This window comes from Pseudogulbenkiania sp. AW2-16, assembly GCF_056824575.1.
In genome coordinates this window covers 1,657,647-1,673,451 of the sequence record NZ_CP157668.1, presented here as the reverse complement: position 1 = coordinate 1,673,451, position 15,805 = coordinate 1,657,647, and the positions used below count along the sequence as shown (strand labels likewise).

Sequence of the window (15,805 nt, the reverse complement as noted above, 5' to 3'; positions counted from 1 at the left end):
GTGAAGCGAATGTCTTTGATTCTAAGGTCAAGGCGCGCCCTCCTGCAACCGCTTTTTGTGCGGCGCATAATTACTTTTAAATCAAAGCATTACGCAGTTTTTTTGACAAAAAAATTGGAAAATCCGGATTTTTTCAAAGAATTATTTTTCATCTTTGTGACACGGATTTTCATATAAACGACACAAAAAGCACCATTTTGGTGCCATGCGTGGTGCACGTGCATCACCTTGGTTCACGATATGTCTGACAATATACAATCTGGCCATGCCCAGCTCTAAACCCTCCCCCGCCGCCCTGGATTTCGTCCGGCAGCTGGCTGACCAGGCATTCGCCCGATCGGCGGGCGCGCCGCTGATCAATGGCAATACCATTGACCTGCTTTTCGACAGCCGCGAGAACTTCCCGGCCTGGGAGGCGGCGCTGTCGGGAGCCTGCGATTCGATCCTGATCGAAATCTATATCTTCGCCGACGACAGCTTCGGCCAACGTATCCGGGAAATCCTTATCGAGCAAGCCACCAAGGGGGTACAGGTGCGCTTGCTGGTGGACTGGCTGGGCAGCTGGAAGGCGCACTTGCGCGGCTTCTTCAAGCCCCTGCAGGCCGCCGGCGCCGAGGTGCGGACCTACAACCGGCCGAGCCTGTCGGGCGGCAGCAGTCCGCTGGGGCGCAACCATCGCAAGCTGATCATCGTCGACGGGGCGGAGGCGTTCATCTCCGGGCTGGGCATCAGCTCGCGCTGGGAGGGCAAACCGGCCAAGGGGGGAGCCGTGGCGCGATACTGGTGCACGGCTCAGCGGCCCGGTGCTACAGGATGCTATCGACGCCTTCGCCGACAGTTGGGCCAGTTGCGGCGACGCGCTGGACGAATCGCTGCGCCAGGCGAGCCGCAGCATGATCGGCGGCAGCGTGGCGGCGCGGCTGATCGCCACCACCCCGGCCACCGCCAACCTGATGCGGCTGGACCTCTTGATCGCCAGCTTCGCGCGCCGCTCGCTGTGGCTGACCGATGCCTATTTCATGGGCACCAGCACCTACCTGACGGCATTGCAGAACGCGGCCAAGGATGGCGTCGACGTGCGCCTGCTGGTGCCGCGCTCGAGCGACATCGGCTGGATCGCCACGGTGTCGCGCACGCTGTACCGGCCGCTGCTGGAAGCCGGGGTGCGGGTGTTCGAGTGGGACGGACCGATGATCCACGCCAAGACGGCGGTGGCGGACGGACGCTGGGCGCGCCTGGGCTCGTCCAACCTGAACCTGTCGAGCTGGCTTGCCAACCGCGAAATCGATGTGGCCGTGGAGGACGAGGAGATCGCCGGCAAGCTCGCCGACAAGTTTCTCGACGACCTGGAGCACGCCACCGAGGTGCTACTGTCGGCACACCGCCACCGCCCGGTGCTGAGCCGGCCGCGCCAGCGCGACTACCAGAGCCTGCTGTTACCCAAGCCGGGCGCCGCGGCGTTAGGTGCCTCGGCGGCCGCGCGCCAGGCGGCGCGCATCGGCGATGCGCTGGGGGCGGCGGTACGCGGCACGCGCACCGTGGAAGCCAGCGAAGCCAGCTCCTTCCTGACCATCGGCGCCGCGCTGCTACTGCTGGCCCTGGTCAGCGCCCTGTTTCCCTACCTGATCGCCGGGCCGCTGGCGCTCTTGCTGTTGCTCTCGGGCGGGGCGGTGGTGCTGAAGGCGCTGGGGCTGTACCGGGCGCGGTGGAAAAAAAGCGACAGCCGCCGGGCACCTTGGAGCCTCATCCGGAGTCTGACGATAAACCGCCCCCGGAGGGCTGAAAGGCCCGTTGCACGGTCGATTCCGCCCCCTGCCAGCCCAGTGCGGAGGGTCTTGGCCAGCGTGATCCGGCGTGGCGGCGAGGCGCGTAAAAACACGCTTTCCGTAGTGCAACATTGTTCACGATTATCCGCTACACTACGCGCTTTTCTTTCGGGTTGACCTAAGCCGGCTGGCGAAACGATTGCCAAAGGGCGGGTTTAGCGTCGTGCGTCCGCAGTGACAAAACGATGGTGAACACCCCCTACCAATCCCATGCGTACCGCGGTGCTAAGCGCCCTTTATCCCAGCGTGCCGGTGACGTTCCGGTACGCCGTGTATGAGGACACAGGCATGCGTTTCCATTTCCCCATCGTCATCATCGACGAAGACTTCCGTTCCGAAAACACCAGCGGCTCCGGCATCCGCGAGCTGGCCGCTGCGATGGAGAAGGAAGGCATGGAAGTCGTGGGTTATACCAGCTACGGCGATCTGACGTCGTTTGCCCAGCAGCAGAGCCGCGCCGCCGGCTTCATCCTGTCGATCGACGACGAGGAGTTTGGCTCCGGCACGCCGGAAGAGGCGCTGGATGCGCTGGCCAATCTGCGCAACTTCGTGGCCGAGATTCGCCGCCGCAACCCGGATATCCCGCTCTACCTGTACGGCGAGACGCGCACGGCGCGCCACATCCCGAACGACATCCTGCGCGAGCTGCATGGCTTCATCCACATGCACGAGGACACCCCGGAGTTCGTGGCGCGCCACATCATCCGCGAAGCCAAATCGTACCTGGACACGCTGGCGCCACCGTTCTTCCGCGCCCTGGTGCATTACGCCCACGACGGTTCCTATTCCTGGCACTGCCCGGGCCACTCCGGCGGCGTGGCGTTCCTGAAGAGCCCGGTGGGCCAGATGTTCCACCAGTTCTTCGGCGAGAATATGCTGCGTGCCGACGTGTGCAACGCGGTGGACGAGCTGGGCCAGCTGCTGGACCACACCGGCCCGGTCGCCGCGTCCGAGCGCAACGCCGCGCGCATCTTCAGCGCCGACCACCTGTTCTTCGTCACCAACGGCACCTCGACCTCGAACAAGATCGTCTGGCACTCCACCGTCGCCGCCGGCGACATCGTGCTGGTGGACCGCAACTGCCACAAGTCGAACCTGCACGCCATCATGATGACCGGGGCGATCCCGGTGTTCCTGATGCCGACGCGCAACCATTACGGCATCATCGGCCCGATTCCGAAGTCCGAATTCCAGCTCGACAACATCAAGAAAAAGATTCTGGCCAACCCGTTCGCGCGCGAGGCGCTGGAAAAGAACCCGGGCGCCAAGCCGCGCATCCTGACCATCACCCAGTCCACCTACGACGGCATCCTGTACAACGTCGAGGAGATCAAGAGCATGCTGGACGGCGAGGTCGACACCCTGCACTTCGATGAAGCCTGGCTGCCTCATGCGAGCTTCCATGACTTCTACGGCGATTTCCACGCCATCGGTGAGGGCCGGCCGCGTTGCAAGGACTCGATGATCTTCTCCACCCAGTCCACCCACAAGCTGTTGGCCGGCATTTCGCAGGCCTCGCAGATTCTGGTGCAGGACCCGCAGAACCGCCAGCTCGATACGGCCTGGTTCAACGAGGCCTACCTGATGCATACCTCGACCAGTCCGCAGTACGCGATCATCGCCAGCTGCGATGTGGCGGCGGCGATGATGGAGCAGCCGGGCGGCCAGGCACTGGTGGAGGAATCGCTGGTGGAAGCGCTGGACTTCCGCCGCGCCATGCGCAAGGTGGACGAGGAGTACGGCCACGACTGGTGGTTCAAGGTATGGGGTCCGAACGAACTGTCCGATGATGGCATCTGCGATCCGGCCGACTGGGAACTGGAGCCGGATGAGCGCTGGCACGGTTTTGCCGGCATCGAGGAAGGCTTCAACCTGCTCGACCCGATCAAGGCCACCATCCTCACCCCGGGCCTGGACGTGGACGGCAGCTTCGAAGAGATGGGCATCCCGGCCGCTATCGTCACCAAGTACCTGACCGAGCACGGCGTGGTAGTGGAGAAGACCGGCCTGTACAGCTTCTTCATCATGTTCACCATCGGCATCACCAAGGGCCGCTGGAACACGCTGATCTCGCTGCTGCAGCAGTTCAAGGACGATTTCGACAAGAACCAGCCGATGTGGCGCATCATGCCGGAGTTCGTCGCCAAGTACCCGCAGTACGAGCGCGTCGGCCTGCGCGAGCTGTGCCAGCGCATTCACCAGCTGTACAGCAAGCACGACATCGCGCGCCTGACCACCGAGATCTACCTGTCCGAGATGGAGCCGGCGATGCGCCCGGCCGACGCCTTCGCCAAGATGGCGCACCGCGAGATCGAGCGCGTGCCGGTAGAGGAACTGGAAGGCCGCGTCACCTCGGTGCTGCTGACGCCGTACCCGCCGGGCATCCCGCTGCTGATCCCGGGCGAACGCTTCAACCGCACCATCGTCGACTACCTGCGCTTCGCCCAGGAGTTCAACGGCGAGCTGCCGGGTTTCGAAACCGACGTGCACGGCCTGGTGGCGATGGAAAAGAACGGCAAGAAGGTGTACTGCGTGGATTGCGTTAAGCAGTAAGCCGCCGCACTCACGGAAAACCAACGGCCTCCCCTGCGGGAGGCCGTTTTGTTTTATGCCGGCCGGGACGGGGGCACCCCGGCGTCTGGCCGGAACGCTGGCGAACCGCCCGGCGCTTACCAGCCATTCTCCAGCGCCAGCTGGGCCGGGGCCGACAGCCGGCTCAAGGCATAGCCCATGCCCTTGAGCTGGCGATGGGTGTCTTCGACCATCTGCGGGCTGCCGCAGATCATGAGGCGCGAGCGCTCGGGCGACAGCGTCACGCCGGCGGCGCGCTCCAGGGTGCCGTCGGCCAGCATCGCCGGGATGCGTTGCGACAGGGTGTCGGGGAGCGTTTCGCGCGTCACCACCGGCAGGTAGTGCAGCTTATGGCCGTGCTCGGCCCACAGCGGGTGTTGCCGCAGCGCCGCGATCTCGGCCTGGTAGCTCAGCTCCGCCGCCTCGCGCACGCTGTGCACCAGCACGATGTGACGGAAGCGCTGCCAAACTGCGGTCTCGTGCAGGATGGACAGGTAGGGCCCGAGCGCGGTGCCGGTGGCGAGCAGCCACAGGTCTTCGCCGTCGGGGAAGCGGTCGGTGGTGAAAAAGCCGTTCGGGGTCTTGTCGACCAGGATCTGGTCGCCGACCTCAAGACGCGCCAGGCGCGGCGTGAATTCCCCTTCAGGCACCACGATGGAATAGAACTCGAGGTAGTCGTCCCAGCTCGCCGAAACGATGGAATAGGCGCGCCAGACGAAACCGGTCTCGGAGATCTGCAGGCCGAGCCGGGCAAACTGTCCGGGGGTGAAGCGGTAGGCGGGATCGCGACTGAGGCGGAAGCTGATCAAGCGGTCGGTCCAGTGATGTTTCCACAGGATGCGCTCGGCGGTGTACTTCGCGGCGGGAGCTGGCATGGCGGTTCTCCGTAATGTCCGACTATTTTACTCGGATATTACCGTAAGCCCCTACTTTATGCCAGCGAGGTTGGCCGAAGGGACGCGCAAGACTCAGCCGGCCAGCAGCTCGAGCAGTTGCGGCAGCGCCACGATCGCCTGTACGCCGGGCGGCGGCGCTGCACCAGCGGCATTGAGCCAGATGGCGGTGAGACCGGCTGCCCGGGCCGAGTGCACGTCGTTGGCGAGCGAGTCGCCGATCATCCACAGCTGCGGCGGCGCCACCCCCAGCTCGGCCGCGATGCGGCGATAGAACGCCGGGTCGGATTTGGCCAGGCCCAGCTCGCGGCGGCAGAACACCCGTCCGACCAGGTCGTCCAGACCGACCCGCGCCAGCGCGAGGCGCACGTCGTCGGCGCTCGATTCGGCCGCGTTGGTCGCGACGTGGCACGGCAAGCGCCCGGCCAGCGCCGCCAGCGTGTCGGACGCGCCGGGCATGGCGCGCACCTCGGGCCAGCGCCACATGCTGCCCGCCTGCCCCGGCAGGTCGGCCATCAGCGTGTCGCCCCAGTCGAACAGTAGATGGAGGGGACGGTTCATCGCCCACTCCGCTCGCGCGCAGGTTGGCCGAAGAGCCCGTCACGGGCGCAGCCGGGCCGACTCGCACCGCGCGTCCGTTCCCTGGCCGGCATCACCCGGACCGGAGTGCGGTGCCGTGCGGATCGGCTCATCCGCGTCAGGCCAGCGCCTGGGCCAGGTCGGCCAGCAGGTCGTCGATGTCCTCGATGCCGACCGAGAAACGCAGCTGACCCTCGCGGATGCCCAAGGCGGCCTTCTGTTCCGGCGGCATACCGCCGTGCGACATGGTGTAGGAATGATTGACCAGCGACTCCACCCCGCCCAGCGATTCGGCCAGCAGGAAGTACTGCAGGCGCTCGGCCACGCGGCTGGCGGCGGCACGGCTGTCGTCCTTGAGGTAGACCGTGACGACGCCGCCGAAACGCCGCATCTGGCGCCGCGCCAGCTCGTGTTGTGGGTGATCGGCGAGGCCGGGGTAGAACACTTTCTCGATGGCCGGGTGCGAGGCCAGGAAGGCGGCCACGCGCTCGGCGTTGTCGCAGTGGCGCTCCATGCGCAGGTGCAGCGTCTTGATGCCGCGCAGCGTCAGGAAGCAGTCCTGCGGACCCGGCACGCCGCCGGTGGCGTTCTGGATGAACTTGATCGACTTGGCCAGTTCGGCGTCTTTCACCGCCACCAGCCCGAGCAGCACATCGGAGTGGCCGCCCAGATACTTGGTGGCGGAGTGCATCACGATGTCGGCCCCCAGATCGAGCGGGTTCTGCAGATAGGGCGTGGCGAAGGTGTTGTCGACCGCCACCTTGACGCCGTGCCGGTGGGCGATGACCGCCAGCGCGGCGATGTCGACCAGGTTGAGCAGCGGGTTGGTCGGCGACTCCAGCCACAGCAGCTTGGTGGCCGGGGTGAGCGCGCCGGCCAGGCTGGCCGGGTCGGTGAGGTCGGCAAAGCGCACCGTGATGCCGGCCGGCGCCATCACCTTGGTGAGCAGGCGGTAGGCGCCGCCGTACAGGTCGGCCACCGCCAGCACCTCGTCGCCCGGCTGCAAGGTGGCGCGCAGTACGGCGTCGATGGCGGCCATGCCGCTGCCGAAGGCGAAGCCGTGCGTGGCGTTTTCCAGCGCCGCAAAGCAGGCTTCCAGCGCCGCGCGCGTCGGCGTCCCGGTGCGCGCGTAGCCGAACTCCAGCGCCTCGCCGACATGGTCGTGGGCGAAGGCCGAGGTCTGGTACACCGGCGGCATCAGCGCGCGGTTGTGCTGGTGGTGGTCGTAGCCGCTGTGGATGGTCTTGGTGGCGAATTTCATGGAGAGCCTGCGCGTATCGCGTCCCGTGATTCAGAGATGGCCGTGAGCTTACCACCGTACGCCGGCGCGCTTCGCCGGCGACGGCGGGGAAGCCCCGGCGTCGGTTTGTTTAACTCAGCAAAGCGTGCTCAGCGACGGTAGGCATGCGCCAGGCGCAGCTCCAGGCGCTTCTGCACCTGTTCGAACAGCGCGCTCATCGCCCAGTAGATGGCCGCCGCCATCAGGTACAGCGGCAAGGGCTGGAAGGTCTGCGCGATCACGTCCTTGGTCGCCATCATCAGCTCGGACACGGTGATCACCGAGACCAGCGAGGTGTCCTTGATCAGCGAAATCAGGCTGTTGGCCAGGCTGGGCACCGCCAGCCGCAGCGCCTGGGGGGCCACCACGAAACGCATGGCCTGCCACCAGTTCAGCCCCAGCGACTGCGCCGCGTCCCACTGCCCGCGCTCGACCCCGGCAATCGCGCCGCGCAGGCTTTCCGACAGGTAGGCCGCCACGTTCAGCGTCAGCGACAGCACCCCGGCGGTGACCGGCTCGAACTCGATGCCGACCGACGGCAGACCGTAATAGATCACGAAGATCTGCACCAGCAGCGGCGTGCCGCGCATCACGCTGACGTAGAGCGCCAGCAGCGGCGCCAACAGCGGCACGCGGGCGATGCGCACCAGCGCCACGACAAAGCCCAGCAGCAGGCCCAGCACCATGGTGCTGAGCGCAAAAAACACGGTGTACCCCGTCCCCTTGATCAGTACCGGCAGCGCCTGCCGCGCCAGTTCAAGCCATTCCATCGCTCATCCTCAAAAACAGCGACGCCCCCGCAAGCCGCGGGGGCGTCCAGTTCGACCGTCCGGCAGACGGCCGCGGCCTCAGCCCGGCGTCACGCCGCGCCTCAGCGCCCGCCCGGGGCCTTCGACACGTCGATCCCGAACCACTTCACCGAGATTTTCTTGAAGGTACCGTCCTTGTGCAAGGAGGTCAGCGCGCCGTCGATGGCGGCCTTGAACTTCGGGTTGCCCTTGGCGAACGGGATGCCCATCTGCGTGGTCGTGCCCACCGCGGCGCCGGCCTTCAGCGGCAGCTTGGCTTCCTTGATGGCGAACGGGATCAGCAGGCTGTCGTTGATCGCGGCGTCGATGCGGCCGGAGGCCAGATCCTGGAAGATTTCCGCGGCCGACGGGTAGAACTTGGACTCGATGCCGCCCTGCGCCTTGACCATGTCGGCGTAGTTGCTGCCCTGGGTCACGCCCATCTTCAGGCCCTTCAGGTCGTCCAGCGACTTGAACACCCGCTTCTCGTTCTTGCGCACGATCAGCTGGGCGCTGGAGATGGTGTACGGCTGCGAGAAGTCGAACACTTCCTTGCGCTTGTCGGTGATCGACACCTGGTTCATCACCACGTCGAACTTGCCGCCCTGCAGACCGGCCAGGAGGCCGCTCCACTCGCCGGTGGTGAATTCCGGCTTCACCTTGAGCTTCTGCGCCAGCGCGGTGCCGAGGTCGACCTCGAAGCCGGCCAGTTTCTGGTCCTTGTCCTTGAAGTTGAACGGCGGGTAGGTGCCTTCCAGCGCGATCTTGAGCGTGCCGCGCTGTTGTACGGTGTCGAGCAGGTCGGCGGCGAAGGCGTGCGAGGTGGCGCCGATCAGGGCCAGCAGAGCGATCAGTTTCTTCATTTTAATATAACCTTTAGTTTCAAATTAAAGAAACAACATAACACGCAGAACTATAACAATCCCCAACGGCATTGCCTAGCCCGCGCCAAGAAAAAAACCGCCACCCGAGGGGATGACGGTCTTCGGCGCAGGCGGGCGGCCGCCTCAGACGTTGAACAGGAAGTTCATCACGTCGCCGTCCTTCACCACGTACTCCTTGCCTTCGGAACGCATCTTGCCGGCTTCCTTGGCCTTGGCTTCGCCGCCGCAGGCGATGAAGTCGTCGTAGGAAATGGTCTGGGCGCGGATGAAGCCGCGTTCGAAGTCGGTGTGGATCACCCCGGCCGCTTGCGGCGCGGTGTCGCCGACGTGGATGGTCCAGGCGCGCACTTCCTTCACCCCGGCGGTGAAGTAGGTCTGCAGGCCGAGCAGCTTGTAGGCGGCGCGGATCAGGCGGTTCAGGCCCGGCTCTTCCAGCCCCATCTCGGCCAGGAACTCGGCCTTGTCGGCGTCGTCGAGCTCGACGATTTCCGATTCGATCGCCGCGCACAGCGCCACCACCGGAGCGCCCTCCTTGTCGGCCAGCGCCTTGAGCTTGTCGAGGTGCGGGTTGTTGTCGAAACCGTCCTCGGCCACGTTGGCGACGTACATCGCCGGCTTGATGGTCAGCAGGCAGAACGGCTTCAACAGCGCCTGCTCTTCGGCGTCGAGGCCAAGCGAGCGCGCCGGCAAGCCTTGGTCGAGGTGCGTGCGCACCTTCTCCAGCACCGCGATCAGACGGATCGCGTCCTTGTCGCCCGACTTGGCCTTCTTGCCATCGCGCTGGATCGCCTTTTCCACCGTGGTCAGATCGGCCAGCGCCAGTTCGGTGCCGATGGTTTCGATGTCGGAGATCGGGTCGACCTTGCCGGCGACGTGCACCACGTTGTCGTCGTCGAAGCAGCGCACCACGTTGACGATGGCGTCGGTCTCGCGGATGTTAGCCAAGAACTGGTTACCCAGCCCCTCGCCCTTGGAGGCGCCCGCCACCAGGCCGGCGATGTCGACGAACTCGACGATGGCCGGCTGGATCTTCTGCGGGTTGATGATATTGGCCAGCTCGGCCAGACGCGGGTCCGGCACCTCGACGATGCCGACGTTGGGCTCGATGGTGCAGAACGGATAGTTGGCCGCTTCGATGCCGGCCTTGGTCAGCGCATTGAAGAGGGTCGACTTGCCGACGTTGGGCAGACCGACGATGCCGCACTGGAGACTCATGACTGCGTTCCTCTCGAAAATCTTTGCAAAGGTTGGCCGAAGCAGGCTTGCGGCCGGAAAATTACTTGGCGGCGGTATGCAGGGTTTTCATCGCGCCCGGCATGTCGCCGGCAATGGCTTGCGGCAATACCCGGAGCGCCGCCGCCATGGCGTCCTCGATGGCGCCCTGTTCTTCGCTGCGCGGCTTCTTCAGCACGAAGCCGACCACCTCGCTGCGCTCGCCGGGGTGGCCGATGCCCAGCCGCAGGCGCCAGAAATTCGGCGTGCCGAGGCGGGCGATGATGTCCTTCAGGCCGTTGTGGCCGCCGTGCCCGCCGCCCTGCTTGAAGCGGGCGGTTCCCGGCTGCAGGTCGAGCTCGTCGTGCACCACCAGGATTTCCTCCGGGGCGATCTTGTAGAAGCGCGCCAGCGCCGCCACCGCCTGGCCGGACAGGTTCATGAAGGTCATCGGCTTCAACAGCCACAGGTCGCTGCCGCCCGGCTGCGGCGCGCGCGCCACTTCGCCGAAGAACTTGCCTTCGCCTCTCAGCGCCGCCTTGTGCTGCCAGGCCAGTTCGTCGACCAGCCAGAAACCGGCATTATGACGGGTTTTCTCGTACTCCGGGCCGGGGTTGCCCAGCCCGACGATCAATCGAATCCCGGACATGATTGCATTCCAATAAAAAAGCCCGTTGCGAGGCCGTCAGGCAACGCAACGAGCTTGATCGTGCACGACCGCGGAATTACTCGGCGGCAGCGGCACCGCTGGCGGAGGCCACAGCCTGGTCACCACCGCGCACCAGGGCGGTGATTTCCACGCCTTCCGGCAGCTTCAGGTCGGACAGGTGAATGGTCTGGCCAGCCTGGATGGCGGACAGGTCCACTTCGATGAAGGACGGCAGTTGGGCCGGCAGAGCGCGCACGTCGACTTCGGTCAGCACGTGCGAGATCTTGGCGCCTTGCAGCTTGACGGCTTCGGAAGCATCGGCGCCGACGAAGTGCAGCGGTACCTTGACGTGCATCTTTTCGTTCAGGTCGACGCGCTGGAAGTCCATGTGCAGTACCAGTTGCTTGTACGGGTGCATCTGGTAGTCACGCAGCAGCACGGCCTGCTTCTCGCCGTCGATCACCAGGTTCAGGATGCCGGTGTGGAAGCCTTCTTCCTTCAGCGCGTAGTAAACCGGGTTGTGTTCCAGCACCACGGAAACCGCTTCGGTGTTGGCGCCGTATACCACGGCCGGCAGTTTGCCAGCGTGACGCAGGCGGCGGCTCGCACTCGTACCCAGCTGTTCGCGCTTGGCAGCAATCAGTTCGTAAGACATGAGTAAAACTCCAGTTCAAGTGAATGGCACCGCAGCGGCCGCGACCAGCCGCCGCGATGTTTACGGCAGGCAGGCGCCCGTCGAAACCAGGTCCTCGTTGAAGAGGTAGGACACCGACTCTTCGTTGTTGATGCGGCGCAGCGTCTCGGCCAGCAGGCCGCCGATGGAGGCCACGCGAATGTTCGGGCAGGCCTTGGCTTGCGCCGACAACGGGATGGTGTCAGTCACCACCACCATGTCGATGTCGGAATTGGCAATGCGATCGATGGCCTGGCCCGAGAAGATGGCGTGGGTGGCGTAGGCCAGCACGCGCTGGGCGCCGCGCTCTTTCAGCGCGGAAGCGGCCTTGCACAGGGTATTGGCGGTATCGATCATGTCGTCGACGATCAGGCAGGTACGGCCCTGGACGTCGCCGATGATGTTCATGACTTCGGCCACGTTGGCCTTGGGACGGCGCTTGTCGATGATCGCGAGGTCGGTGTTCAGCGCCTTGGCCATGGCGCGCGCACGCACCACGCCGCCGACGTCCGGGCTCACCACGATCAGGTCTTCGATGCGCTGCGAGCGGACGTCCTTCAGCAGCACCGGGGTGGCGTAGACGTTATCCACCGGGATGTCGAAGAAGCCCTGGATCTGGTCGGCGTGCAGGTCGACGGTCAGCACGCGGTCGATGCCGGCCGAAGTCAGCATGTTGGCGACCAGTTTGGCGGAGATCGGCACGCGCGCGGAACGCGGACGGCGATCCTGGCGGGCGTAGCCGAAGTACGGGATTGCGGCGGTGATACGACCGGCGGAGGCGCGCTTGAGCGCGTCGGCCATGGTCAGGATTTCCATCAGGTTGTCGTTGGTCGGGTTGCAGGTGGACTGCAGGATGAACACGTCGCGACCGCGCACGTTTTCGAGCAGCTCCACTGCCACCTCGCCATCGCTGAACTTGCCCACGTCGGCGCGGCCGAGCGAGATGTCCAGATGCTTGACCACGTTCTGGGCGAGTTCCGGGTTAGCGGTCCCGGTGAAAACCATCAAACTGTCGTATGCCGCCATAACTCGTTATGCCTTAGCTGAATAAAGAAAAAGCGTGTAAGGGAAACTTACACGCTTTTTTTCTCGTTCTCTATATTGTAGAGATTCTTGGCTGGGGAGGTAGGGATCGAACCTACGAATGCCGGAATCAAAATCCGGTGCCTTACCACTTGGCGACTCCCCAGTAACTGGGCTAGATACTGTCGAACAACGGGTGAACCGAAAGGCCTTTTGCGACAAATCCGTTGTACTTCTGCGACAGCGTCTTATAAACTTTATCGGCTTCGATTTCCGAATCGCACTCCAGAAAAACACAACTTCCGGAGCCTGTCATCAGCGGCGAACCGTATTTCTCAAGCTCGCTTAACGCTTCGTTTACCGCTGGATACTTACTCGTTACAACCCGCTGCAAGTCGTTTCGTCGTTGCTGCGTTGTTTCGAGGATTCGCATTATGCTGATACCGGAATCCCTTGTCAACAGTTCTGACGAAAAAATTTCAGCAGTCGGCACATGCACCCCCGGATGCAACACCACGTACCACTTTTCCGGCAGCTCCAGCTCGGTCAGTTCCTCGCCGATACCGGTGGCAAAGGCGTTGCGGCCGAAGATGAAGACCGGCACATCGGCCCCCAGCTTCAGGCCCAGCTGCATCAGGGTTTCGCGCGGCACAGCGGTCTGCCACAGCGCGTTGAGCGCCAGCAGCACGGTGGCGGCGTCGGAACTGCCGCCGCCCAGACCACCGCCCATCGGAATGCGCTTGGTGAGGCGGATCGAGGCGCCGAGCGAGGTGCCGCTGTGCTGTTGCAGCAGGCGTGCCGCGCGCACCGTCAGGTCGCGCTCGGCCGGCACGCCGTCGATCGGGTTCAGCAGCTCGATCACGCCGTCGTCGCGCACGGCCAGCTCGACGGTGTCGCTGTAGTCGATGAAGCGGAACACGGTTTCCAGCAGGTGGTAGCCGTCGGCGCGGCGCCCCACCACCTTGAGCATCAGATTGAGTTTGGCCGGAGCCGGATAGGCATGGAAGACGGCGGTCATATCGGAAGAACTCGAAAAACGGAATTATGGAGAAAACTCAGAACCGGTTCAGGGTCGGTCGCGCGCCGCCCTCTAGAGGGCGATAAACGGCACTGGCACCGGAATGGGTATGGAATACCGGAGGATCATGGCGGCGCGAATTTCCACCGGAGCCACGCACGCGCAGAGCGACACCTAAGCTCCCGGGGATTGCGCGGCAAGACCATGGCGCGATCCTCAGCGCCAGGCGTGCACGACCAGGCGGATCGACAGCCGGTCGCGCTCCATTTCGACCCGCTTCGGGTACGGGCCGGGCTGATCGGCGTCGCTGACGAAACGGATGGACCAGCCCTGCTGGTGCAGCACACCGTCGGCGGAGACGTTCTGCGGCCAGTCCGGCGCAGCCTGGCCGCGAATCCACCAGGCGAGATTGGAGAGCGGCAAGGGCCAGCCCAGCGCCTCTTGGGTCAGGCTTTCCACGTCCGCCGCCTGGTAGGTCTTGCCGTCGGCCTGCAGCGTCACGCCGCTCTCGTCGCGCTCGACGCGCGCCACGGTGGAGCCGATCGGGCTGTTGATCGACAGCTGGTCGCGCACGGCATCGTGATTCCAGTCGAAGTTGGCGACCTGCCCCTTGCCGTCGGCCTTGACCGACAGCCGGCCGGAGATCGAAAACGGGGTATCGCGCGGCCGGGTCGCCTCGGCTTGCGGCCGGAACGCGACGTCGCGCGTGGCGCAGCCGGTCAAGAGCAGGCCGCACAGGCCCAGTGCCAGCCAACGGCTCATGGCTGCTCCAGGCGGTGCACGGTGTTCTTCAGCATTTCCAGGCCGGATTCGCTACCGGTGGCCTTCTGCCACACCGCACGCGCTTCATCGCGGCGGTTGAGCTGCCACAGCACCTCGCCGTAATGCGCCGCGATCTCGGCGTCCGGCGACACCGCGAAGGCGCGCTCGAGGTGCTCGCGCGCCGGCTCGAGACGGCCCAGCTTGAACAACACCCAGCCCATGCTGTCGAGCACCATCGGGTTGTCCGGCTCGGCCTGCAGGGCTTTCTGGATCAGGCCCAAGGCTTCCTGATAGCGCGTGGTGCGGTTGGCCAAGGTATAGCCGAGGGCGTTGAGTCCCTGCGGGTCGTCGGGCTTTTCCTTGAGATAGGCGCGCAGGTCGCTCTCGGCGCCTTCAACGTTGCCCATCAGATCGGCCACCAGCGCCCGTTCGTAGAGCAGCTCCGGGGTGCCCGGGGCTTCTTGCAACGCCTGGCTCAACAGGGCATGCGCCAGGTCGTAGCGCTTGGCCTCGCGGGCGATCTGCGACTGCGCCAGCACCACCTGGGCGCGGCCCGTGCCGCCGATCTCGAGCTTCTGCAGCCGGGCGATGCCGGCGTCGGGGTTGCCGGCGGCGGCGTCCAGCTCGGCCAGACGCCCCTGCGCCGGCAGGTATTGCGCGCCCTGCCCTACCGCTTCGTACCAGCGCCGGGCGCCGGGTACGTCGTCCTGCTCTTCGGCCAACTGGCCGAGGGTGTAACGGATGAAGTCGCTTTCGGGGTGCTTTTCCGTCAGCGCCGCCTCCAGGTGCCGCTTGGCCACGGGCAGGTCACGCTGCTGCAAGGCCAGCAGGCCGGCACCGTACAGCAACTCGGCGTTCTTGGGCTGGGTCTGGAGCAGTACCTCGAAGGCGCGGCGCGCTTCGTCGAAACGCTTGGCGCCGACCAGCAGGCGCGGATACGCCATTTTCAGCTCCAGCCCGGCGTCGGGGCGCCGGTCCAGCTCTTTTTTCAGGAAAGCAATCGCGACGTTGAGGTCGCTGCGGCGCAGCCGGTCGGTCTGCCAAGCCACCGGCAGATCCCATTTGGGGGCGATGCGCGCCAGGCGGTCGAGTTCCTGCTCGGCTACGCTCTCGTTGCCGACCTCCGCCGCCACCGCGAGCACCGCAAAGCGTGCTTCCGGCAGATCGGGGTAACGCTCCGCCAGTTGCTGGATCAGCTGGTAGGCCCCCTGCTTGTCGCCCTGCAGCGCGGTTAGCCGCGCCAGCTGCACGAAGACGGCGCCGGCGCGTGCCGGCTCGCGCTTGAGCAGCTCTTCCACCAGGGGCCGGCTTTCGGCCAGCTTGCCGGAGCGCAGCAGGGTGATCAGCAGCTGTTCGCGCGCGATGTCGGAGTCGGGGTCGAGCTCGACCCACAGCGTCAGCGCCTCGGAGGCGACCTTGAGCTGGCCGGAAAACAGCGCGAACTCGGCGGCACGCTGCGCCAGGCGCGGGTCGCGGGTTTGCCGTGCGAGGTCGAGATAGGTAACCGCCGACGCCCCCGCCGCGCCGCGCTGGGCGGCGATCTCGCCGGCCAGCACGCCGAACAGGATGTGGCTGTCGAGCTCGACCTTGGGCAGCCCGGCGTCGGCCGCGGTGGCTTCGGCCTTGGCGGCGTCGGCACTGTCGTCGT

At 65.2% G+C, this 15,805-nt stretch carries 14 protein-coding genes, 1 tRNA gene and 1 pseudogene; 3 read left to right on the top strand and 13 right to left on the bottom strand.

Going from position 1 to position 15,805, the window contains the following annotated elements; all coding sequences use genetic code 11:
- Positions 1-205: 205 nt before the first annotated feature.
- The 3 genes and pseudogenes from ABKF58_RS08055 to ABKF58_RS08045 form a co-directional block, all read left to right on the top strand.
- Positions 206-667, top strand: a pseudogene (locus tag ABKF58_RS08055) (phospholipase D-like domain-containing protein); the annotation flags it as partial.
- 136 nt (positions 668-803) lie between these two features.
- Positions 804-1,943: a phospholipase D-like domain-containing protein gene (locus ABKF58_RS08050; RefSeq protein ID WP_482584073.1), complete on the top strand. Its 1,140-nt coding sequence runs from the start codon at positions 804-806 to the stop codon at positions 1,941-1,943.
- A gap of 171 nt (positions 1,944-2,114) precedes the next feature.
- On the top strand, positions 2,115-4,379 hold the full coding sequence (locus ABKF58_RS08045; RefSeq protein ID WP_014088400.1) for an arginine/lysine/ornithine decarboxylase: 2,265 nt from the start codon (positions 2,115-2,117) through the stop codon (positions 4,377-4,379).
- A 116-nt stretch (positions 4,380-4,495) separates the two neighbouring features.
- Here the strand turns inward: ABKF58_RS08045 and ABKF58_RS08040 are convergent, their stop codons facing one another.
- The 13 genes from ABKF58_RS08040 to ABKF58_RS07980 form a co-directional block, all read right to left on the bottom strand.
- The gene (locus ABKF58_RS08040; protein ID WP_482584072.1) at positions 4,496-5,272 is read right to left on the bottom strand and encodes a ferredoxin--NADP reductase; all 777 of its coding nucleotides are present in this window, start codon (positions 5,270-5,272) and stop codon (positions 4,496-4,498) included.
- Between the two features lie 93 nt (positions 5,273-5,365).
- Entirely contained in the window at positions 5,366-5,851 is a 486-nt protein-coding gene (locus tag ABKF58_RS08035) for an HAD family hydrolase (protein WP_482584071.1), read from the bottom strand.
- Between the two features lie 136 nt (positions 5,852-5,987).
- The gene (locus tag ABKF58_RS08030; protein WP_482584070.1) at positions 5,988-7,130 is read right to left on the bottom strand and encodes a trans-sulfuration enzyme family protein; all 1,143 of its coding nucleotides are present in this window, start codon (positions 7,128-7,130) and stop codon (positions 5,988-5,990) included.
- A 128-nt stretch (positions 7,131-7,258) separates the two neighbouring features.
- Positions 7,259-7,918, bottom strand: a complete 660-nt coding sequence (locus ABKF58_RS08025; RefSeq protein WP_482584069.1) for an amino acid ABC transporter permease — start codon at positions 7,916-7,918, stop codon at positions 7,259-7,261.
- A gap of 101 nt (positions 7,919-8,019) precedes the next feature.
- A complete protein-coding gene (locus ABKF58_RS08020; RefSeq protein ID WP_008952427.1) occupies positions 8,020-8,799 on the bottom strand; it encodes a transporter substrate-binding domain-containing protein in 780 nt (259 codons plus the stop codon).
- Positions 8,800-8,943: 144 nt separating this feature from the next.
- Entirely contained in the window at positions 8,944-10,035 is a 1,092-nt protein-coding gene (ychF, locus tag ABKF58_RS08015) for a redox-regulated ATPase YchF (RefSeq protein ID WP_482584068.1), read from the bottom strand.
- 61 nt (positions 10,036-10,096) lie between these two features.
- On the bottom strand, positions 10,097-10,681 hold the full coding sequence (gene pth, locus ABKF58_RS08010) for an aminoacyl-tRNA hydrolase (RefSeq protein WP_008952425.1): 585 nt from the start codon (positions 10,679-10,681) through the stop codon (positions 10,097-10,099).
- A gap of 76 nt (positions 10,682-10,757) precedes the next feature.
- Positions 10,758-11,336, bottom strand: coding sequence for a 50S ribosomal protein L25/general stress protein Ctc (locus ABKF58_RS08005; protein ID WP_014088407.1), 579 nt, complete (start codon positions 11,334-11,336; stop codon positions 10,758-10,760).
- Between the two features lie 60 nt (positions 11,337-11,396).
- Positions 11,397-12,380 (bottom strand): ribose-phosphate pyrophosphokinase, encoded by a 984-nt coding sequence (locus ABKF58_RS08000; protein WP_008952423.1) that lies wholly within the window; start codon positions 12,378-12,380, stop codon positions 11,397-11,399.
- 88 nt (positions 12,381-12,468) lie between these two features.
- Positions 12,469-12,543: transfer RNA gene (locus ABKF58_RS07995), tRNA-Gln, on the bottom strand.
- A gap of 9 nt (positions 12,544-12,552) precedes the next feature.
- The gene (gene ispE, locus ABKF58_RS07990) at positions 12,553-13,395 is read right to left on the bottom strand and encodes a 4-(cytidine 5'-diphospho)-2-C-methyl-D-erythritol kinase (RefSeq protein ID WP_482584067.1); all 843 of its coding nucleotides are present in this window, start codon (positions 13,393-13,395) and stop codon (positions 12,553-12,555) included.
- A gap of 216 nt (positions 13,396-13,611) precedes the next feature.
- Positions 13,612-14,157: a lipoprotein insertase outer membrane protein LolB gene (gene lolB, locus ABKF58_RS07985; RefSeq protein WP_482584066.1), complete on the bottom strand. Its 546-nt coding sequence runs from the start codon at positions 14,155-14,157 to the stop codon at positions 13,612-13,614.
- Positions 14,154-15,713: a tetratricopeptide repeat protein gene (locus ABKF58_RS07980; protein ID WP_482584065.1), complete on the bottom strand. Its 1,560-nt coding sequence runs from the start codon at positions 15,711-15,713 to the stop codon at positions 14,154-14,156. The genes lolB and ABKF58_RS07980 overlap by 4 nt, the downstream gene beginning before the upstream one ends.
- Positions 15,714-15,805 lie beyond the last annotated feature (92 nt).